The sequence below is a fragment of the Pseudomonas sp. PA-7-1E genome (genome assembly GCF_021605325.1).
Taxonomy (GTDB): Bacteria; Pseudomonadota; Gammaproteobacteria; order Pseudomonadales; family Pseudomonadaceae; genus Aquipseudomonas; species Aquipseudomonas fluorescens_BV.
Map to the genome: position 1 here is coordinate 14,171 of NZ_WKFA01000057.1, position 24,388 is coordinate 38,558.

2 protein-coding genes are annotated in these 24,388 nt (G+C 65.2%); both read left to right on the forward strand.

Going from position 1 to position 24,388, the window contains the following annotated elements; genetic code table 11:
• Positions 1-273: 273 nt before the first annotated feature.
• Positions 274-13,185: a non-ribosomal peptide synthetase gene (locus GIW79_RS24655; RefSeq protein ID WP_236454556.1), complete on the forward strand. Its 12,912-nt coding sequence runs from the start codon at positions 274-276 to the stop codon at positions 13,183-13,185.
• Positions 13,182-24,388, forward strand: an 11,207-nt coding sequence (locus GIW79_RS24660) for a non-ribosomal peptide synthetase (protein ID WP_236477427.1), incomplete at its 3' end; no start/stop codon positions are given. The genes GIW79_RS24655 and GIW79_RS24660, both read left to right, overlap by 4 nt.

Genomic DNA, 24,388 nt, shown 5'->3' on the forward strand with positions numbered 1-24,388 from the left:
TTTACCCTGAGGCTGTCAGCTCCGGGCCGCCTTGGCATCCACAGAGAGGGGTAACCGCCAGAGTCCGGCGGAACCCTTCAGCCGGGCACTTGTCCCCGCTTCCCATGTCACCCCCCAGCCCACAGATACCTTAATTTTCCAAGCCTGCCGGAAGCCACTCCAGGCCCTCGGCTGCGCCCGCTATTTTTTCCTGGGCGCCCGGCACTGCCGATCCAAGCGGCAAAACTGAATACGGACATTCTCGTCAACCGTGAATTATCAGGCAGGTTACCCATGCAGTTCAGCGACTTACTGGCAGCGATCTCCACCCACGCGATCCGTCTGCAGACCGAAGAGGGCGACCTGATCGTCCTGGGCGATGACGAAGCGTTGGACGACGCGCTCTGGGATCAATTGATCGCGCACAAACCCCAGCTGTTGCAGTTGGTCGCCGAACATGGCGGTGACTGGTTGAGCCCGGCCTACCGCATCACACCGGACATGCTGGCCCTGGTCAACCTCGACCAGCCGGCCATCGACCGCATCGTCGCGGCGGTCCCAGGCGGCGCGGCGAATGTGCAGGATATCTACCCCCTGGCGCCGCTCCAGGAAGGCATGCTTTATCACCATCTTTCGGCGCAGAAGGGTGACCCTTACGTGCTGCACGCGCAGTTCGTGTTCGACAGCCGCGCACGCCTTGAGGCCTTTGCCGAGGCGTTGCAATGGGTCATCGACCGTCACGACATCCTGCGTACCTCGATGGTCTGGGAGCGCCTGGACGAGCCGCTGCAAGTGGTGTGGCGCAAGGCTGTGCTGGCCTGCGAAGAGGTGCCTCTGGACGGTGCTGACCGCCTCGCTCAATTGCTCGCTCGCTATGATGCCCGCGCTTATCGCATGGACCTGGGCCAGGCGCCGCTGCTGCGCCTGGTATTCGCTGACGACCCGGCCAACCAGCGGGTGGTGGCGATGCTGCTGTTCCACCACACCATCCTTGATCACACGGCCCTGGATGGCGTTCGGCATGAAATCCAGCTGTACCTGGCCGGGCAGCAAGCCCAGGCCCGTGCACCGATAGCGTTTCGCAGCTATATCGCCCAGGTGCGCCATGGCGTCAGCGAGCAGGCCCATGAGGCGTTCTTCCGCGACATGCTGGCGGATATCGATGAACCGACGCTGCCGTTCGGCCTGCAAGATGTGCAGGGTGATGGCCAAGGGATCGACGAAGTGCGCATCCCCGTCGACAGCGCTCTGAGCCGCCGCCTGCGCAGCATGGCGCGCCCGCTGGGGGTGAGTGTGGCGAGCCTGATGCACCTGGCTTTGGCGCGAGTGCTGAGTGCGGTTTCGGGGCGGGAGGCGGTGGTATTTGGCACTGTGATGCTCGGGCGCATGGGCGCAGGTGAGGGCGGTGAGCGGGCCTTGGGCATGTTCATCAACACCTTGCCACTGCGGGTGGATGTGGGTGAGCAGGGCGTGCGCGCTGCGGTCAAGATCACCCATGAGCGCCTCACGCGCTTGCTTGATCACGAACATGCGTCCCTGGCGCTGGCACAACGGTGCAGCGGCGTGGCGGCGCCTACGCCGCTGTTCAGCGCGATACTCAACTACCGTCACAGCGCCGCCACCGACATGGCGGCGGTGATCGAAGTCGCCGACGGCATCCGGGTGCTGGGCGCCGAGGAGCGCACCAATTACCCGCTGACGCTGAACGTCGATGACCTGGGTGAAGACTTCGCCCTGACCGTGATGGTCGATGCGTCCATTGGCGCGCAGCGGGTTGCGGGTTATCTGCATACGGCCTTGGAAAGCCTGGCCGACGCCCTTGAACAACGACCGGATATGCCGCTCTGCGGCCTGAACATCCTGCCTGACGCTGAACGCCACCATTTGCTGCACACTTTGAATCATTGCTCCACGCATTACGCCGACACCCAACTGATCCACCAGCAAGTCGAAACCCACGCCGCTGCCCAGCCCGATGCCATTGCGTTGCGCTTCGAGCAGCACGCCCTGACCTACCGCCAACTCAACGAACGCGCCAACCAGGTCGCCCACGCGCTCCTGGCCCACGGCGTGTGCCCCGACGCGCGCGTGGCCATTTGCGTGGAGCGTGGCCCGCAGATGATCATCGGCCTGCTTGGCATTCTCAAGGCCGGTGCGGGCTATGTGCCCATCGACCCGGCCTATCCCCAGGAACGCATCGCCTACACCCTGGCCGACAGCCAGCCGGTGGTGGTGCTGGTGCAGGCCAACACGGCGCAGCGGGCCGGCGCACTGGCCCGGATCGACCTGGACCACCTGGGCCCGTTGCCCATCTCCAACCCTGGGTTGCACCTGAGCCCGGCCAATCTGGCCTACGTCATCTACACCTCCGGCTCCACTGGCCAGCCCAAGGGCGTGATGATCGAGCATCGCCAGGTCGCACGCCTGTTCAGCGCCACCCACCACTGGTTCGGGTTCAACCCGCACGATGTGTGGGCGCTGTTCCATTCCTTCGCGTTCGACTTTTCCGTGTGGGAAATCTGGGGCGCGCTGATGCACGGCGGCCAGTTGCTGATCGTGCCGCAACTGGTCAGCCGCTCGCCGGATGAGTGCTACGCGCTGTTGTGCGACGCCCAGGTGAGCATCCTCAACCAGACGCCGAGCGCGTTCCGCCAGTTGATCGCGGCCCAGGGCAACAGTGCCCAGTCCCATTCCTTGCGCCAAGTGATTTTCGGCGGCGAGGCCCTGGAACCGGGCATGCTCAAGCCGTGGTACGCACGGGCAGTGAATGCCGGTACGCAACTGGTGAACATGTACGGCATCACTGAAACCACCGTGCATGTGACCTACCGTGCGCTGGAAGCGGCCGACGCGCACTTGGTCGGCGTGAGCCCGATTGGCGTGCGTATTCCCGATTTGCAGTTGTATGTGCTGGATGAGCGCCATGAGCCTTTGCCCCTGGGTGTGGTGGGCGAGTTGTACGTGGGCGGTGCCGGGGTGGCGCGTGGTTACCTCAACCGCCAGGCGCTGAATGCCGAACGCTTCCTTGCCGACCCGGCCACCGGCTTGCGCATGTACAAGACCGGCGACCTCGGCCGCCTGCTGGCCGACGGCAGTGTCGAGTACCTGGGGCGTAACGATGATCAGGTCAAGATCCGTGGTTTCCGTATCGAACTGGGTGAAATCCAGGCGCACCTGGCCACTGCCAGCGGCGTGCGCGATGCGGTGGTGATCGCCCGTGAAGATCAGCCGGGCGATAAACGCCTGGTGGCCTATGTGATCAGCGATGGCGAACTCAACGTGGCCGCCCTGCGTGATCATCTGCTGCTGAGCCTGGCCGAACACATGGTGCCCAGCGCCTTCGTGCGCCTGGATACGCTGCCGTTGACCACCAACGGCAAACTCGACCGCAAGGCCTTGCCCGCACCTGATGCCGACGCCGTGGCCCGGCGCGAGTATGCGGCGCCCCAGGGGGCGGTGGAAACCACCCTCGCCATGCTCTGGCAAGACCTGCTCAACGTCGACCGTGTCGGTCGTGAGGACAATTTCTTCGAGCTCGGCGGCCATTCGCTGCTGGCGGTCAAACTGATCGAGCGCATGCGCCAGGTCGACCTCAGCGCCGATGTGCGCGTGCTGTTCGGTCAACCGACCTTGGCGGCGCTCGCTGCGGCGGTGGGCGGCCAGCAGACCGTGCAGGTGCCGGCCAACTCTATTCAAGCAGACACGCAGGCCATCACCCCGGGCATGCTGCCCCTGGTCGAGCTGGATCAGGCCGCTATCGACCATATCCTTGAGGCCGTGCCCGGTGGCGTTGCCAACGTGCAGGACATCTACGGCCTGGCGCCGCTGCAGGCCGGCATTCTCTACCACCACCTGGCGACCACCGAGGGCGACCCCTACGTGTTGCAGGTGCAGTTGCGGTTTCACGACCAGGGCGCCGTCGACGGGTTTGTCAACGCGCTGCACACGGTGATCGAGCGCAACGATATCCTGCGCACCGCCATCCTCTGGGAGGGCCTGGAAGAGCCGGTGCAAGTGGTGTTACGCCAGGCACCCTTGGTGATCGAACGCCTGGATGCGCTGGGCAGTGATGCACTGGAGCATCTGCAACAGCGTTTCGACCCACGCCACTATCGCCTGGACCTGTCACGCGCCTCGCTGATGCGCCTGGCGTATGCGCAGGACAGCCACGGCTTGGTTGGCATTTTGCTGCTGCACCATATCCTCCTCGACCACACGGCCCTGCACGTGCTGGTCAAAGAGATGAGTGCCAGCCTGCATGGCCACAGCGCACAACTGCCTGACGCGGTGCAGTATCGCAACTACGTGGCCCAGGCCCGCCTCGGTGTCACCCAGGCCCAGCATGAAGCCTTCTTCAGCCAGATGCTGGGCGACATCGACGAGCCGACCCTGGCCTTCGGCTTGCAGGACGTGAATGGTGACGGCAGCGGCATCCATGAAGCGCGCCTGCCGCTGGAGCCTGCGCTCAACCTGGGCTTGCGCGAACAGGCGCGGCAACTGGGCGTGAGCACCGCGAGCCTGGTACACCTGGCCTGGGCCCAGGTGCTGGGCCAGGTGTCTGGCCAGCAGGAGGTGGTATTCGGCACCGTGTTGCTGGGCCGTATGCAGGGCGGCGAGGGCGCGGACCGGGCGCTGGGGATGTTTATCAATACCTTGCCGCTGCGGGTCAGCGTTGGCAGCGTCGGCGTGCAGGCCGGCGTGCGCGCCACCCATGCGCGCCTGGCGCAACTGCTCGGGCACGAACATGCCTCGTTGTCCCTGGCCCAGCGTTGCAGTGGCGTGCCGGGCTCGCTGCCGCTGTTCAGCACCTTGCTCAACTACCGGCACAGCGCAGCCGATGAAGCGCCGGGGGACAACCCCTTTGCCGCTTCCGGTATCGAGATTCTCAGCTCCGAAGAACGTAGCAACTATCCGCTGGTGCTCAACGTTGATGACCTGGGGAGTGGCTTTGCGCTGACGGTGCAAGGCGTCGCGCACCTGGATGTGCAACGCGTGGGTGAGTACATGCTCACCGCGTTGCGCCATGTGGTGAGCGCGCTGCAACATGCGCCGACCACGCCGCTGCAGGCGGTGTCGATCCTGCCGCCTTCCGAGCGTCATCAAGTGCTGGTAGGTTTCAACGCCACCGCCCGGCAATACCCCTCGCAACTTACTGTCTCGCAACTGTTTGAAGCCCAGGCGCTGGCCCGCCCTGAAGCGCCGGCGGCGGTGCAGGGCGAGCTGTCACTGAGCTACCGTGACCTCAATCGCCGTGCCAACCGCCTGGCCCATCATCTGATCAGCCAGGGTGTGCAGCCCGGCGAAAGCGTGGCGATTGCCTTGCCGCGTTGCCTGGATCTGCTGGTCTGCCAACTGGCGATCCTCAAGTGCGCTGCGGTGTATGTGCCGCTGGACGTCAACGCGCCTGTCGAACGCCAGGCCTTCATCGTCAAAGACAGCGGCGCACGCCATGTGCTGGACGACCTGGCGCAGTTGGATCTGGACGCGCAGTCGCCCGCTAATCCCGACCTGGCCCAATCCGCGCAGAGCGTTGCCTACATCCTCTACACCTCCGGCTCCACCGGGACGCCCAAGGGCGTGCAAGTGCCCCACCTCGCCATCTCGCGGCTGGTGCTGAACAACGGTTTTGCCGAATTCAATGCCCACGACCGGGTGGCCTTTGCTTCTAACCCGGCATTTGACGCCAGCACCCTCGAAGTGTGGGCACCGTTGCTCAATGGCGGTTGTGTGGTGGTGGTCGAGCAGGTGCAGTTGTTATCCCAAGCCGCGTTCGCCGAGCTGTTGCGGGAACAGACGGTCAACGTGTTATGGATGACCGCCGGGCTATTTCATCAGTACGCCGATGCGTTGATGCCGGTGTTCCGCCAATTGCGCTACCTGATCGTCGGCGGCGACGTGCTTGACCCTCAGGTGATTGGCCGGGTACTCAAGCTCGGCAAACCCCAGCATCTGCTGAATGGGTATGGCCCGACCGAAGCCACCACGTTCTCCACCACGTTTGAGATCACTACCCTTGGCGAGGGCGCTATTCCGATTGGTCGACCGATTGCCAACGCTCAGGCCTATGTACTGGACGCGCGCCAGCAACCGCTGCCCGTGGGTGTGACCGGCGAGCTCTATATCGGCGGTGCGGGCGTTGCGAAAGGCTACTTGAATCTGCCTCAGCTGAGCGCGGAAAAATTTGTCCCGAACCCATTCGGCGATGGCCAACTCTACCGCAGCGGTGATCTGGCCTGCTGGCGAGCCGACGGCAATTTGATGTATCTGGGGCGCAATGACCTGCAGGTGAAGATTCGTGGCTTTCGTATCGAACCCGGTGAAATCGAAGCGTGCCTGTGTGCCTGTGCCGGGATCAGGGACGTTGTGGTATTGGTTCGCGAAGACGAGCCTGGCCACAAACGGTTAGTGGCCTATTACACCGCCGACGCAACGTTGGATATCGCAACCCTGCGAGCTCATGTGCAAGGCCGGTTGCCCGATTACATGGTGCCTTCGGCTTATGTGTGGCTGGCGCAGTTGCCGCTCACCGCCAACGGCAAGCTCGACCGCAAGGCATTGCCGGTACCCGACCAGGCCGCCTTGATCAGCCGTGGCTACGAAGCCCCACAAGGCGAGGTGGAAAGCCTGCTGGCGCAGATCTGGCAGGACGTGCTCAAGCTTGAACGCGTGGGGCGCCATGATCACTTCTTCGAATTGGGCGGGCATTCGTTGCTGGCGGTCAGCCTGATCGAACGCATGCGCCAGGTGGGCCTGAGCGCCGATGTGCGCGTGTTGTTCAGCCAGCCGAGCCTGGCCGCGCTGGCGGCAGCCGTGGGCAGCGGCAGAGAAATCGTGGTGCCGGCCAATGGCATCCCCACCGGCTGCATACAGATCACACCGTCGATGCTGAGCCTGGTGCAACTCACCCCGCAGGCCATCGCGCGGATTGTCGCCAGCGTGCCGGGTGGTGCAGCGAATATCCAGGATATCTACCCGCTGGCGCCGCTACAGGAAGGCATTCTCTACCACCACATCAGCGCCGAGCAGGGCGACCCGTACCTGCTGCAATCGCGCATGGCCTTTGACACTGCCGAGCGCCTGCACGGTTTTATGGGCGCGCTGCAACAGGTGGTGGCGCGCCACGACATTCTGCGTACCGCTGTGGTGTGGGAAGGGCTCGAAAGCCCGGTGCAAGTGGTGTGGCGCACCGCCCAGTTGGGGGTGCACGAGGTGATGCTCGACCCGGCACACGGCGACGTGATGGCGCAACTGCATGAGCGTTTCGATGCGCGTCACTACCGCCTGGACATTACCCAGGCGCCCTTGCTGCGCATGGTCTATGCCCAGGACCCGGCGCACAACCGGGTCGCGGCGATCCTGCTGTTCCATCACCTGGCGCTGGACCACACCGCCATGGAAGTGGTCGGCCAGGAAATGCGTGCCTTTATGTTCAACCAGGCCCAGGATTTGCCCGCCGCCGCGCCGTTTCGCAACTATGTGGCCCAGGCGCGACTGGGCGTCAGTGTGGCGCAGCATGAGCAGTTTTTCCGCGACATGCTCGCCGAGGTCGACGAGCCCACCTTGCCGTTTGGCCTGCAGGATGTGCAGGGCGATGGTCGTGCAATCGAAGAAGCCGAGGTGCACCTGGAAGCGGGCCTGGCCCAGCGCGTACGCCAGCAGGCGCGCCAACTGGGGGTCAGCGCCGCCAGCCTGATGCACCTGGCCTGGGCCCAGGTGTTGGGCCTGGTCTCGGGCCGCGACGAGGTGGTATTCGGCACGGTGCTGATGGGCCGTATGCAAGCCGGCGAGGGCGCAGACCGTGCGCTGGGGATGTTTATCAACACCTTGCCGCTGCGGGTCGATATTGCAGCCGGCGCAGCGCAGGCGGTCAAAGCCACCCATGCACGCTTGAGCGCCTTGCTCGGGCATGAGCATGCGTCACTGGCCCTGGCCCAGCGTTGCAGCGGTGTGCCGACCAGCACGCCGTTGTTCAGCGCCTTGCTCAATTACCGCCACAGCAACCCAGGCGAAATGGCCCGCGACGGCCACGGCATCTGGGAAGGCGTGCAACTGCTGGGCGGTGAAGAACGCAGCAACTATCCGCTGACCCTGAGCGTGGATGACCTGGGCGCAGGCTTTGGCCTGAGCGTGCTGGCCGTGCCGCAAATCGGCGCGCAGCGCCTGTGCGACTACATGCTCAGCGCCGTGGAGCAACTGGTTGCCACCCTTGAGACGGCGCCCCACCGTGCGCTGCGCCAGTTACCGATTCTGCCCGCCGCAGAGCGCGATACGGTGCTGCGCGAGTTCAACGCCACTGCCCACGACTTCCCCCGTGGCCAGACGGTGCACGGTGCGTTTGAGGTGCAGGCCGAGCGCCAACCCCATCGCATTGCCGTGCAGCAAGGCAGCGAGGCGCTGACGTATCAGCAGCTCAATCAACGGGCCAACCAGTTGGCTCATCACTTGCTGGAACTCGGCGTGCAAGCCGATGAACGCGTGGCACTGTGTTGCCGCCGCGGCCCGCAGATGCTGGTGGGGCTGTTGGGCATTCTCAAGGCTGGCGCGGGCTATGTGCCGATCGACCCGGCGTACCCCGCCGAGCGTATCGCCTACTTGTTGCAAGACAGCGCGCCCGTGGCGGTGCTGGCCGAGACCAGCACGCGGGAGCTGCTGGGGCCAGTCGCCGTGGTCGATCTGCAGGACCCCGGTTGGCAGCGCCACGCCGTCAGCAATCCGCAACTGCCCGCCCTGACGCCCGCGCACCTGGCGTATGTGATCTACACCTCCGGTTCCACCGGCCAGCCCAAGGGCGTGATGGTGGAACACCGCACCGTGGAAAACCTCGTGCATTGGCACTGTGAGGCCTTTGGTCTGACAGCGGTCAGCCACACCAGCAGCGTGGCCGGCATGGGGTTTGATGCCATGGCCTGGGAAGTCTGGCCGGCCCTGTGCGTCGGCGCGACCCTGCACCTGCCACCCGCCGACATCGGCAACGAAAACATCGATGAACTGCTGGCCTGGTGGCTGGCACAGCCGTTGGACGTGAGTTTCCTGCCCACCCCGGTGGCCGAGTACGCTTTCAGCCTACCCCGGCAGCACCCCACCTTGCGCATCCTGCTGATCGGCGGTGACCGCCTGCGTCAGTTCACCCATGAGCGGCGCTTTGCGGTGGTCAACAACTACGGCCCCACCGAGGCCACGGTGGTTGCCACCTCCGGCCGCGTGCGGGCCGGGCAGGTGTTGCATATCGGCCGGCCTGTCGCTAATGCCACCAGCTATGTGTTGGATGCGCACCTGCGCCCGGCACCGGTGGGCGTGGCCGGTGAACTCTATGTGGGCGGCAGCGGCGTGGCGCGGGGTTACCTGAACCGTCCCGAGCTGACGGCCGAACGCTTCCTGCAAGACCCTTTCAACCCAGGGCGCATGTACCGCACCGGTGACCTGGTGCGTTGGCTGCCCGATGGCAACCTTGAGTACCTGGGCCGTAATGACGACCAGGTAAAACTGCGCGGCGTACGGGTGGAACTGGGTGAAATCGAAAGCCGCCTGGCGGCACTGGACGGCATCCGCGAGGCCGTGGTGCTGGTGCGCGAAGGCCGCCTGTTGGCCTGGTTCACCGAACAGCGCCCGCTGCAGATCGAGACCTTGCGTGCGCACCTGCAAGCCCAACTTCCCGAGGCGCTGGTGCCGGTCGCCTACATGCGGATTGATCAGTTGCCCCTGACCGCCAACGGCAAACTGGACCGCAAGGCATTGCCAGAGCCAGACCAGTGCGCCTTGCTCAGCCGTGAATACCAAGCCCCCCAGGGTGACGTCGAAACCACCCTGGCGCGGCTGTGGGCCGAGGTGTTGCAGGTGGAGCAAGTGGGTCGCCATGACCACTTCTTCGAACTGGGCGGCCATTCATTGCTGGCCGTCAGCCTCATCGAGCGCATGCGCCAGGCCGGCCTCAGCGCTGATGTGCGCGTGTTGTTCAGCCAGCCAACCCTGGCCGCGCTGGCCGCCGCTGTCGGCAGTGGCCGCGAAGTGCAGGTGCCGGCCAATCGCATCAGTGCCGGTTGTCAGCGCATCACCCCGGACATGCTGGCCCTGGTGGACCTCGACCAGTCGGCGATCGACCAGGTGGTGGCCCAGGTGCCTGGCGGCGCTGCCAACGTGCAGGACATCTACCCGCTGGCGCCTTTGCAGGAAGGGATTTTCTATCACTACCTCACGGCGGCGCAGGGCGATCCTTACCTGCTGCAATCACACCTGGCGTTTGACGGTGTCGAGCGCCTGCACGCCTTTATGCGCGCACTGCAACAGGTGATCGACCGCCACGACATCTTGCGCACCGGGGTGGTGTGGGAGGGCCTGGCGCAACCGCTGCAAGTGGTGTGGCGCCAGGCGCAGTTGTGCGTGCAGGAACTGCAACTGGAAGGTGACGTACTCGCCGGCCTGCACGAGCGGTTTGATGCGCGGCGGTATCGCCTGGAGATCAGCCAGGCGCCGCTGATCCGCCTGATGTACGCCCAGGACCCGGCCAACCAGCGCGTGGTGGCGGTGTTGCTCTATCACCATATCGTGTTGGACCACACCGCCTTCGACGTGGTGTTGCGCGAAATGCAGGGCCACTTGTTGGGCCACGCAGCCCCCACCGCCGCGCCAATGCCGTATCGCAACTATGTGGCCCAGGCCCGTTTGGGTGTCAGCGAACAGGAGCATGAACAGTTCTTCCGCCAGATGCTGGGCGATGTCGACGAACCGACGTTGCCGTTCGGCTGGCAGGACGTGCGCGGCGACGGCAATGCCATCGACGAACACACCCTGCAACTGGACAGCCAGCTCAACCGCCGCCTGCGCAGCCAGGCACGGCTGCTGGGGGTGAGTGCTGCCAGCCTGTTCCATCTGGCCTGGGCGCAGGTGCTGGTCGCGGTATCGGCGCGCCATTCGGTAGTGTTTGGTACGGTGCTGGTGGGTCGTCTGCAAGGCGGCGAGGGCGCCGACCGCGCCCTGGGCGTGTTTATCAACACCTTGCCGTTGCGCCTGGATATCGACGATCAGGGCGCCCGCGCCGCCGTGCGGGCCACCCATGCGCGGCTGACCCAATTGCTTGGCCATGAACACGCCTCCCTGGCCTTGGCCCAGCGTTGCAGTGGCGTAGCGGCCCCGGCGCCCTTGTTCAGCTCGATGCTCAACTATCGCCATCGCGGCGCCGCCACCCGTTCGGCGGATGCGCAGTTGGCATGGGAAGGCATGCAGACCTTGGTCAATGACGGGCGCACCAATTACCCGCTGACCTTGAACGTGGACGACCTGGGCGACGGCTACGCGTTCACCGCCCTGGCCCAGGTGGATGCGCAACGGGTGTGCGGCTATATGCATAACGCGTTGAGCGGTCTGGTCGAAGCCCTTGAGCAGGCCCCGCACCAGGCGCTGAACCGCCTGCCGGTGCTGGGGCTGCAAGAGCGGCAACAGCTGCTGGTGCAGTTCAACGCCACCGAGGTGAACTACAACCTCGACCAGACCCTGCACGGGCTGTTTGAAGCCCAGGTTGTACGTACCCCGCAGGCCGTGGCGGTGAAGGCCGGCGAGCACACCTTGAGCTACCAGCAACTCAATGAACGCGCCAACCGCCTGGCCCATCACCTGCGTGACGGCGGTGTGCGCCCGGATGCACGGGTGGGTATCTGCGTCGAGCGCGGCCTGGACATGGTCATCGGCCTGTTCGCCATCCTCAAGGCCGGCGGTGCCTATGTGCCGCTGGACCCGGCGTACCCGCCAGAGCGCATCGCCAACATGCTGCACGACAGCGCGCCGGTGGTGGTGCTGGCCCAAAGCGCCACCCGCACCCTGCTGGGGGACGTGGCGGTAGTCGACCTCGACCACAGCACCTGGCAACACCAACCCGCCATCAACCCGCAAGTACCGGACCTCATTGCCCAAAACGCGGCCTATGTGATCTACACCTCCGGTTCCACCGGCCAACCCAAGGGCGTGATCAACGAACATGCGGGGGTGGTCAACCGCTTGTTGTGGATGCAGGACGCCTATAGCCTCAAGGCTCACGATGCGGTGTTGCAGAAAACCCCGTTCAGCTTCGACGTGTCGGTGTGGGAGTTCTTCTGGCCGCTGTTCACCGGCGCGCGTCTGGTAATGGCGCGCCCTGAAGGGCACAAGGACCCGGCGTACCTGTGCGAGGTGATCGCGGCGGAGCACATCACCACCTTGCACTTTGTGCCGTCGATGCTCGATGTATTCCTGGCCCACGGCGATGTCAGCCAGGCGGCGGGGTTGGTGCGGGTGATGTGCAGCGGCGAGGCCTTGCCGGGCAGCCTGGTGCGGCGTTTCAAGCGGCAGTTGCCGGGGATTGGTTTGTACAACCTGTATGGCCCCACTGAAGCGGCGGTGGACGTGACGGCCTGGAACTGCGCACGCCCTGAGGTGCCGGACAATACCCCCATCGGCAAGCCGATTGCCAACACCCGCCTGTATGTACTCGATGGGCAGTTACAGCCGGTGCCGCTGGGCGTGGTCGGTGAGCTGTTCATCGCCGGCGTGCAAGTGGCGCGGGGTTACCTGAACCGCCCTGAGCTGACCGCCGAGCGCTTCCTCGACGACCCGTTCACCCCTGGGCGCATGTACCGCACCGGTGACCTGGGCCGCTACTTGCCCGATGGCACGCTCGAGTACCTGGGGCGCAACGACGATCAGGTGAAGATCCGTGGCCTGCGCATCGAACTGGGGGAAATCCAGGCGCGCCTGATCGAGCATCCGGCGGTCAAGGACGCCGTGGTCGTCGCCCGTGACCAGCGCCTGGTCGCGTATTACACCGGCGCGCCCACCGATATCGAAAGCCTGCGCGCCCAACTGTTGCAGCACCTGCCTGACTTTATGGTGCCGGCGCTGTTCATGCACCTGGACGCCTTGCCCCTGAGCCCCAACGGCAAGCTCGATCGCAAGGCCCTGCCTGCACCGGGTATGGACGCGTTGCAGGTACGTGAGTACGCGGCGCCCGAAGGCGACACCGAGATCCTCCTGGCCCAACTCTGGGCCGAGCTGCTCAAGGTGGAGCGGGTAGGGCGCCACGACAACTTCTTTGAACTGGGCGGGCACTCGCTGCTGGCCGTGAGCTTGATCGGGCGCCTGCGCCAGGAAGGCATGGAAGCCGATGTGCGGGGCTTGTTCGAACAACCGACCCTGGCCGGCTACGCCGCAATGACCGAACGAATGGAGATCGTCCTGTGAACATCCTCGAGCTGCTGGCAACCCTGAAAACCAAGGATGTGCAACTGGCGCTCAAGGGCGAGCAATTGTCGGTGAACGGCAACAAGCAAGCCTTGAGCGACCCGGCGATATTGGCCGCCTTGCGTGAACACAAGCCGGCGCTGATCGAACTGATCAAGGCCGGTGAATACACCGCGACCAAGGCCGGTGAGGTGCAGGTACCGGCCAATGGCATCCCGGCCAATGCCGAGCGCATCACTCCCGACATGCTGACCCTGTCGACCCTGAGCCAAGACGAGATCGAGCGCATTGTCGCCACGGTGCAGGGCGGCGTGGCGAATATCCAGGACATCTACCCGCTGGCGCCGTTGCAGGAAGGCATCCTGTTCCACCATGTCAGTGCCGAGCAGGGTGACCCCTATGTGATGCAGTCGCAGTTCGCCTTTGACAACCTTGCGCGTTTCGATGCGTTTGCCCAGGCGCTGCAACGGGTGATGGACCGTCACGACATCCTGCGTACCGGGGTGGTCTGGGATGGCCTGACGCAACCCTCGCAAGTGGTGTGGCGCCAGGCACGCCTGCCGGTGCAAGCCTTGATGCTGGACCCGGCCGATGGCGATATCGCCGCGCAACTGCATGACCTGTTTGATGCCCGCCACTATCGCCTCGACGTCACCCAGGCGCCGTTGCTGCGCCTGGTGCGCGCTGAAGACCCGGCCAACCAGCGCATCGTCGCCACCCTGTTGTTCCATCACATGGCGCTCGACCACAGCGCCCTGGACGTGGTGTGCCACGAAATGCAGGCGTGCCTGTTGGGCCAAGGCGCGGCCCTGGGCCAGGCCGTACCGTTTCGCAACTATGTGGCGCAGGCGCGGTTGGGGATCAGTGAGCAGGAGCACGAATGTTTCTTCCGGCAGATGCTCGGCGATATCAGCGAGCCCACCTTGCCGTTCGGTTTGCAGGACGTGCAAGGTGATGCGCGGGGTATCGCTGAAGTCAGCCTGCCATTGGCGCCGGCACTGGCCCAGCGCTTGCGCGGGCAGGCGCGCCAACTGGGCGTGAGCGCCGCCAGCCTGTTTCACCTGGGTTGGGCCCAGGTGCTGGGGGTGTTGGCCGGCAAAGCCCAGGTGGTGTTCGGCACCGTATTGATGGGGCGCATGCAGGGCAGCCATGACACCGACCGCGCCTTGGGCATTTTCATCAATACCTTGCCGTTTCGCGTGGACGTAGACGCCCAGGACGTACGCACCGCAGTCAAGGCCACCCACGCACGTCTGACCACCTTGCTGCGCCATGAGCACGCGGCGTTGGCCCTGGCCCAGCGTTGCAGTGGCGTGCTCGCGCCGACGCCGCTGTTCAGCGCGCTGCTCAACTATCGCCACAGCGCGCCCGCCGCCAGCGCCGAGGCGGTGTCGGCCTGGCACGGTATCACCGCACTGCGCGCCGAGGAGCGCACCAACTACCCGCTGACCCTGAGCGTGGACGACCTGGGTGAGGGCTTTGGCCTGAGTTTGCTGGCCAGCACCCTGATTGACCCTCAGCGCGTCTGCGCCTACCTCCACACCGCGCTGGAAAACCTGGTGAGCGCACTGGAGCAGGCCCCCCATACCGCGCTTGATCAACTCTCGGTGGTGCCCGCCGCCGAACAGCGCTTGCTGCTGGAACAGTTCAACACCACCCAGACCGTTTTCCCCCAAGGCACCACCCTGCATGGCCGCGTCGAAGCCCAGGCTAGGCTCACGCCGCACGCGATTGCCGCTGTGCATCAGGGCCGGCAACTGACCTATGCCGAACTGAACCAGCAAGCCAACCTGTTGGCGCATCATCTGTTGGCGCTGGGGGTCAAGCCCGACGACCGCGTGGCGATTTTTGCGCGGCGCGGCCTCGACACCCTGGCCGGGTTGCTGGCGATTCTCAAGGCCGGCGCCGGTTATGTGCCGGTGGACCCGTCCCACCCGGCCGAGCGCCTCCACTATTTGCTCAGCGACAGCGCGCCGGTGGCGGTACTCACCCAGCATGCGTTGCTGACGCGCCTGCCGGTGCTGGAAGTGCCGGTGATCAACCTGGACCGCTTCACCTGGCAGCACCATTCGGCGAGCAATCCCACAATCGCCGTCGGCCCGACGAATCTCGCCTATGTGATCTACACCTCCGGCTCCACTGGCTTGCCCAAGGGGGTGATGGTGGAACACCACAGCGTCGCCAACCTGGTGGACTGGCATTGCAGCGCCTTCGACCTGCGCGCCGGGCGGCATACCGCCAGTGTTGCCGGTTTCGGCTTTGACGCGATGGCCTGGGAAGTGTGGCCGGCGCTGTGTGTGGGCGCCACCTTGCACCTGCCACCGGCCCATGAGGGCGGCGAAGATATCGACGCACTGCTGGCCTGGTGGTGCGCGCAGCCACTGGACGTGAGCTTTCTGCCGACGCCGGTGGCGGAATACGCCTTCAGTCAGAACATCGAGCACCCGACCTTGCGCACCTTGCTGGTCGGTGGCGACCGCCTGCGCCAGTTCGGGCGGGCGCAGCGCTTTGAGCTGGTCAACAACTACGGGCCCACCGAAGCCACGGTGGTGGCCACTTCCGGCAAGGTCGAGGCGGGCCAGCCGTTGCATATCGGCAAGCCCATGGCCAATGCCAAGGTCTACGTGCTCGACCCACACCAGCGTCCGGTGCCGCTGGGGGTGGCGGGGGAGTTGTACGTGGGCGGCAAGGGCGTGGCACGCGGTTACCTCAACCGCCCGGAACTGACTGCCGAGCGCTTTGTGCGCGACCCGTTCAACGAAGGACGCATGTACCGCACCGGCGACCTGGTGCGCTGGCTGCCGGACGGCACACTCGATTACCTGGGGCGCAACGATGACCAGGTGAAAATCCGTGGCGTGCGCATCGAACTGGGCGAAATCGAAACCCAGCTCAACCAGTTGCCCGGGATTCTGGAAGCGGTGGCGGTGGTGCGTGAAGAACGGCTGGTGGCCTACTTCACCGAAAACCCACAACTGGACCCGCTGACGGTGGCCCAGATTCGCGCCCACCTGGTGGCGCATCTGCCGGACTACATGGTGCCCGTCGCGTTCATGAAACTCGACGCACTGCCACTGACGGCCAATGGCAAGCTTGACCGCAAGGCCCTGCCGGCGCCGGACATGGCCGCCGTCTTTACCCGCGAGTACGCCGCGCCCCTGGGCGAAATCGAAACCGTGCTGGCGCAGATCTGGGCCGATGTGTTGCAGGTGCAGCGCGTGGGGCGCTATGACCATTTCTTTGAGCTGGGTGGGCATTCGCTGCTGGCCATGCGCATGGTGTCCCAGGTGCGCCAGCGGCTGGGCGTCGAGTTGGCGCTGGGCGACCTGTTTGCCAACGCCGAACTGGCGGCGGTCACCGAGGTACTGGCCCAGGCCGGTCGCAGCACCTTGCCGGATATCTTGCCGGCCAACCGTGATGAGGACGTGCCGCTGTCCTTCGCCCAGCAACGCCTGTGGTTCCTGGCCTTGATGGAAGGGGCCAACACCGCCTACAACATTCCCATCGGTTTGCGGTTGCGCGGGCAGTTGCATGTGCAAGCGTTGCAACGGGCCCTGGCGCGCATTGTGGGGCGGCATGAAACCCTGCGCAGCCGCTTCGCCCAGCAGGGTGACCAGGCCCAGGTGCTGGTCGTGCCGGCTGAAGAGGTATTGCCGCTGCAAGTGCAGGACCTGCGTCGCCATCCGCAGCCGCAACAGGCCCTGGACGCGCTGATTCACGGCGAAGCTTCGGCACCGTTCGACCTTGAGCGCGGCCCGTTGCTGCGCGGGCGCCTGGTGGTGATGGCCGATGATCACCATGTGCTGTTGCTGACCCTGCACCATATCGTCTCTGACGGCTGGTCCATGGGCGTGCTGACCCGCGAGCTGATGGCGCTGTACCAGGCTTTCAGCCACGGCCACGCCGACCCGCTGCCTCCCTTGCCGATCCAGTACGCCGACTTTGCCGTGTGGCAACGCCTGTGGCTGAGCGGCGAGGTGCTGCAGCGCCAAAGCAGCTACTGGCAACAGGCGTTGGCCGGTGCGCCGGCGTTGCTGACCTTGCCCACCGACCGCCCGCGCCCGGCGCAGCAGGACTACGCTGGCAGCAGCGTCGAAGTGCGCCTGGATGAACGCCTCACCGCCGGGCTCAAGGCCTTGAGCCAACGCCATGGCACCACCTTGTACATGACCTTGATGAGCGCCTGGGCTTCACTGTTGGCGCGCTTGTCCGGGCAGCCCGAGTTGGTGATCGGCACGCCGGTGGCCAACCGCATGCGCACCGAAGTCGAAGGGCTGATTGGCCTGTTCGTCAACACCCTGGCGCTGCGTATCGACACCTCGGGCGAGCTGAGCACCGAGGCGTTGCTGGCGCGGGTCAAGGTGTTGACGCTGCAAGCCCAGGCCCATCAGGACTTGCCCTTCGAGCAGGTGGTGGAAATCACCCGGCCGCCGCGCAGCCTGGCCCACAGCCCGCTGTTTCAGACCCTGCTGAGCTGGCAGGACAGCAGCGCGCCGACCCTGGCCCTGGGCGACCTGGCCCTGGAGAGCATTGTCGAGAACAGCCATTTCGCCAAGTTCGACCTGTCGTTGAACCTGGGGGAAGTGCAGGGCAGCATCCTCGGTGCGCTGGAATATGCCGTGGCCCTGTTTGACGAATCGACGATGCAGCGTTACGTCGGTTATTTCACCCGCGTGTTGCAGGCCATGGTCGATAACGACCAGGCGGTGCTGGCGCAGGTGCCGCTGGTGGATGCGCGCGAGCGTCGGCAACTGCTGGTGGATTTCAACGCCACCGCCGTTGAGTACAACCTCGACCAGACCCTGCACGGCCTGTTTGAAGCCCAGGTACTGCGTACACCCCAGGCCATTGCCCTGAAGGCGGGCGCGCAGCAACTGAGCTATGCCGAACTGAACGCGCGCGCCAACCAGTTGGCCCATCACCTGCAAGCCCTGGGTGTGCAGCCCCAGGCGCGGGTGGCGATCTGCGTGGAGCGTGGCCTGGACATGGTCATCGGCCTGTACGCGATCCTCAAGGCCGGCGCCGCCTATGTGCCGCTGGACCCGGCCTACCCGTTGGAACGCATCGCCTACATGCTCCACGACAGCGCGCCGACGGTAGTGCTGGGCCAGTCCAGCACCCTCGGGTTGCTGGGCGAGGTGCCGGTGGTAAACCTGGATTCGCCCACCTGGCAGCATCAGCCCGCCCATAACCCGCAGGCGGCCAGCGTGGCGGCCTACGTGATCTACACCTCCGGTTCCACCGGCCAGCCCAAGGGTGTGATCAACGAACACCCTGGAGTGGTCAACCGCCTGCTGTGGATGCAAGACGAATACGCGTTGACCGCCAGCGATACGGTCTTGCAGAAAACCCCGTTCAGCTTCGACGTGTCGGTGTGGGAGTTCTTCTGGCCGCTGTTCACCGGCGCACGCCTGGTCATGGCTCGTCCTGGTGGGCATAAAGACCCTGACTACCTGTGCCAGGTGATCGAGGCCGAGGGGGTCACGACGCTGCATTTTGTGCCGTCGATGCTTGACGTGTTCCTGGCCCACGGCGATGTCAGCCAGGCCGCCGGGCTGGTGCGGGTGATGTGCAGTGGCGAAGCCCTGCCGGGCAGCCTGGTACGGCGCTTCAAACAGCAATTGCCGGGGGTTGGCTTGTACAACCTGTATGGCCCCACCGAAGCGGCGGTGGATGTCACCGCGTGGGACTGCGCAGGCGCCGTGGTGCCGGATAACACCCCCATCGGCAAGCCGATTGCCAATACGCGCCTGTATGTACTGGACGAGCAGTTGCAGCCGGTGCCGTTGGGGGTGGTCGGTGAATTGTTTATCGCCGGCGTGCAGGTGGCGCGGGGTTACCTCAACCGTCCTGAGCTGACCGCCGAACGCTTCCTCGACGACCCGTTTACCCCGGGGCGCATGTACCGTACCGGTGACGTGGGTCGCTACTTGCCCGACGGCACTCTCGAGTACCTGGGGCGCAATGATGACCAGGTGAAGATTCGTGGCCTGCGCATCGAACTGGGGGAAATCCAGGCGCGTCTGACCGAGCATCCAGCGGTGCAGGAAGCTGCCGTGATTGCCCGCGAGCAGCGCCTGATCGCCTATTACACCGGCGTGCCGAGCGACGTCGAAAGCCTGCGCGCCCACCTGCTGCAACACCTGCCGGAATTCATGCTGCCGACGAGCTTTATGCACCTTCAGGCGCTGCCGCTGAGCCCCAACGGCAAGCTCGACCGCAAGGCACTGCCGGCGCCGGGCCTGGACGCGTTGAGCGTGCGCGACTATGAAGCGCCGGTGGGTGATACGGAAATCACCCTGGCCGCACTGTGGGCCGAATTGCTCAGCGTGGAGCGCGTGGGTCGGCATGACAATTTCTTTGAATTGGGTGGCCACTCATTGCTGGCAGTCAGCCTGATCGGGCGCATGCGCCGCCTGGGCTTGTCGGCGGATGTGAAAGTGCTGTTCGGCCAACCGACCTTGTCCGCCCTGGCTGCGGCCTTGGGCGGTGGGCGTGAAGTGACGGTGCCGGCCAATCGCATTGCGGCCGATTGCACCCGGATTACGCCGGACATGCTTGCGCTGATCACCCTGGACCCCGCTGCCATCGAGCGCATCGTTGCCAGCATCCCCGGCGGTGCGGCGAATGTGCAGGATATTTACCCGCTGGCACCCTTGCAGGCCGGCATCCTGTATCAGCATCGCGCCGTGCAAGGTGACGATGCCTATGTGCTGCAGGCGCAGTTTGCCTTCGACAGCCGCCTGCGCCTGGACGCCTTTGCCCATGCCTTGCAGGCGGTGATCCAGCGCCATGACATCCTGCGTTCATCCTTCCACTGGGACGGGCTGGAGGAGCCGGTGCAGGTGGTATGGCGCACCGCCTCATTACGTGTTGAAAACGGCTCGGTGCCGCCACGCCTGGACCTCGCCCAGGCACCTTTGATGCGCCTGGTGTATGCCGAGGAGTCGCAGCGGGTGGTGGCGACGTTGCTGTTCCACCATCTGGTGATGGACCACATTGCGTTGGACATCCTGCAACACGAAATGCAGGCCTTCCTGTTGGGCACGCAAGACACCTTGGCCGCGCCCGTGCCGTACCGCAACTACGTGGCCCAGACTCGTCTGGGCGCTGAGGACCACGAGCCGTTTTTCCGCGAGATGCTCGCTGAGGTCGACGAACCCACCGACGTACCGCACCTGGGTGCCGATGAGCGCGTGAAGGTGAGTCTCGACCTGGGGTTGAGTCGGCGCCTGCGCAACCAGGCGCGTCAAGCGGGAGTCAGCGCCGCCAGCCTCATGCACCTGGCCTGGGCCCATGTGCTGGGCACGGTCTGCGCCCGTGAACAGGTGGTGTTCGGCACGGTGATGCTCGGTCGCCTGCAAGGCGGCGAAGGTGCCGAGCGCGCCATGGGTGTGTTTATCAATACCTTGCCGCTGCGAGTCGACCTGGGTGAACACTCGGTACTGACCGCGCTGCGTGCCACCCATGGGCGCCTGACCCAACTGCTCAGCCATGAACACGCGCCCTTGGCGCTGGCCCAGCGTTGCAGCGGCGTACCCATGGCCACGCCGTTGTTCAGCGTGCTGTTCAACTACCGCCACAGTGCGCTCCAGGCCGGGGGCGTGGCCGAGGCGTGGCAGGGGATCGAGGTGCTCAAGACCGAGGAACACACCCACTACGGCGTGTCGATGAGCGTGGATGACCTGGGTGAAGGTTTCAGCCTCACGGCCATGGGGCAGGGGGCCCGACGCTTGGGCGACTACCTGCATAACGCCTTGGTGCAGGTGGTGCAGGCACTGGAAGAGCGCAGCGACATCGTCCTCAGTGGTTTGCCGATCCTGCCCCTGGCTGAACGCCAGCAACTGCTTGAGGGCTTCAACGCTACGGCTCGTGCGTTCCCACGTGAACACAGCGTGCAGCAGGTGTTCGAAGCCCAGGCGCAGGCGCGCCCCGACGCGGTGGCGGTGCTGCACGGCGAACAACGGATAAGCTATGGCGAACTCAACCGCCGCGCCAACCGCCTGGCCCATCACCTGCTCGGCCTGGGTGTGTGCCCCGGCGATAACGTGGCGATCCTGCTGCCACGCTCGGTGGCGTTGCTGGTCAGCCAACTGGCGATTCTCAAATGCGCCGCCGCCTATGTACCGTTGGACATCAGCGCGCCGGCCGAACGCCAGGGCTTCATGCTGCAAGACAGCGGCGCGGCCTGGCTGTTGACCGGTAGCGACTGCAGCGTGGAGAGCGCGGCGCAGCGCCTGGACCTGGACACCCTGGCCCTTGACTCACACCCCGACCACAATCCGGGCCTGCTGCAGTCCTCGCAGAGCGTGGCGTACATCATGTACACCTCCGGCTCCACCGGCATGCCCAAAGGCGTATTGGTGCCTCACCGTGGCATCACGCGCCTGGTGCTCAACAACGGCTACGCCGATTTCAGTCCCAATGACCGAGTGGCCTTCGCTTCGAACCCGGCCTTCGATGCCAGCACCATGGACGTCTGGGGGCCGTTGCTCAACGGCGGTCAGGTGCAGGTGATCGACCACGCCACCTTGCTCGACCCGCTGGCGTTCGGCGCGGCACTCAAAGGCGTGACGGTGCTGTTCGTCACTACGGCGCTGTTCAACCAGTATGTGCAACTGATTCCCCAGGCCCTGGCCGGCTTGCGTATTTTGCTGTGCGGCGGCGAGCGTGCCGACCCGGCGGCGTTCCGCAACCTGCTGGGGCTGGCTCCGGGGCTGCGCCTGGTGCATTGCTACGGGCCGACCGAGACCACCACCTACGCCACCACTTTTGAAGTGCGCGCCATTGCCACTCAAGCCGACAGCGTGCCGGTAGGGCGACCCATTTCCAACACGCAGGTCTACGTGCTGGATGCGCAGTTGCACCTGCTGCCCCTGGGGGCGACCGGCGAAATCTGCATCGGCGGCGACGGTGTCGCCCAGGGCTACCTGAACCGCCCTGAGTTGACGGCGGAAAAGTTCGTGCAAAACCCGTTCAACCCAGGCGCCTTGCTGTACCGCACCGGCGACCTCGGACGCTGGACCGCAGACGGCCTGCTGGAGTGCATCGGGCGCAATGACGATCAAGTGAAGATCCGCGGCTTTCGCATTGAGCTGGGTGAGATCGAAGCACGCTTGGCGACATTCTCCGGAATCCGCGAGGGGGTGGTGCTGGCCCGCGAAGACGTGCCGGGGGACAAACGCCTGGTGGCCTATTTCACCTGGGCGGGCGAGCCGGTCGGCATCGAGCCGGTGCGTGCTTATCTGCAGGCGCATTTGCCGGCCTACATGGTGCCGTCGGCCTTTGTGATCCTTGAGCAACTGCCGTTGACGGCCAATGGCAAGGTCGATCGCAAAGCCTTGCCGGTACCGACGTGGGACGCTTCGGCCAGCGGCACATTTGAAGCACCGGTCGATGCACTGGAGCAGACCTTGGCCCAGCTGTGGGCCGAGGTATTGAAGCTTCAGCAGGTGGGGCGCCATGACAGTTTCTTCGAACTGGGCGGGCATTCCTTGTTGGCGATTCGCCTGGTCCATCGGCTGGACGAGGCCGGGTTGCCGGTGTCGCTGGCCGAGCTGTTCGAGCATGCCAGCGTGGCCTCGGTCGCGGCGCTGCTGCGCCTGCGCGGTGACGATGTGCTGCCTGAGGCGGCGGTGATCACAGTGCGTAGCCGCGGGGCGCAGGCACCGTTATTCCTGGTGCATGAGTTCAGTGGCATGGACGTGTACTTCCCGGCGCTGGGCCAGCACCTGCCTGGCGATTACCCGATTTATGGCCTGCCGGGCATGGCCCTGGGCGAGGCGCATCTGGACAGCATGGAAGGCCTGGCCGCGCGCATGGTCGGGCTGATTCGCCAGATCCAGCCCCACGGTCCTTACCGGCTGGCGGGGTGGTCCTTTGGGGGTGTGCTGGCCTATGAAGTTGCCATGCAGTTGCTGGGGCAGGATGAGGCCGTGGCGTTTCTGGGCTTGATCGACAGCTACGTGCCGCGCATGACCGACCAGGGCAAGTCACGCTGGAGCGGGCCGGATGCCCTCAAGCGGCATTTGTTGTTGCAGTGCACGGCCTATTGGAAGGCACAGGGAGGTGTGGATGAGCTGGCGAACCTGGAACAACTGGAGGCAGGCCTTGGACAGCTGGACTTTGCGGCTCTGCTGCAACGCTGTCGCGATCAAGGTTTGCTATACGCGCAAATGGCAGCGGCGACGGACGCCGACCTGCTGAGCTTTTTGCAACGGGAAGTCGGGCATGGGCATGCCCTGGCCCACTACAGCCTGTTCCCGCTGCCGATTCCGGTGCACCTGTTCAGCGCCGAGCAGCGGCCCACCGAACTGTCGCGGCGCAGTGCCGCGCTGGGTTGGGACACCGCCCTGGCGCCTGGGCAACTGCGCCAGGTGCAGGTGCCGGGGGATCACCAGAGCATGATGCAGGCGCCGCATATCCAGAGCCTTGGCCAGGCCATGAGCCGAGCGCTGGCGGCGAGTACTCCGATGAGTTGCGCGGCGCACTCATCCTTGCTGCGTATCCAGAGCGGGCGCGCCGGTTATGCGCCGTTGTTCTGCGTGCCAGGCGCGGGAGACAGCGTCACCGGCTTTGTGGGTTTGAGCGAAGCGCTGGGGCGCGACTGGCCGCTGTATGGCTTGCAGCCGCGGGGGCTGGATGGCGAGGCGGTGCCCCATAGCCAGGTGGAAGCGGCGGCCCAGTGTTACCTGGCGGCGCTGGAACAGGAGTGCCCCGAAGGGCCAGTGCATCTGGTCGGGCATTCGTTCGGCGGCTGGGTGGCACTGGAAATGGCGCTGCGCTTGCAGGCAATGGGGCGTGAGGTGGGGTCGTTGACGGTGATCGACAGCGAGTCGCCGGGGCGTGCGGGCAAGGCATATACCTCGACGGCGGCGTTGTTGCGGTTGATCGAGGCGATGCAGTTGGCGGCTGGGAAGTCGCTGGGGATTGATCCTGTGGACTTTGCCGGGCGCGATGAGGTGGCGCAGCGACAAGCGTTGCATGGGGGGATGGTGAGCGTGGGGTTGTTGCCGGCGCGTGCGGCGCTGGAGGCGATGGATGGGCCGGCGCGCACTTACGCGGCGGCGTTGCGCACGGTGTATCAGCCGCAAGGGCGGTATGACGGGGTGGTGCGCCTGGTGTTGGCGCAGGACCCGGCGTTGGATTCGGCGGGGAACCAGCGTGAGCAGGGGTTGATGATCGAAGGCTGGCGAGGGCAGGG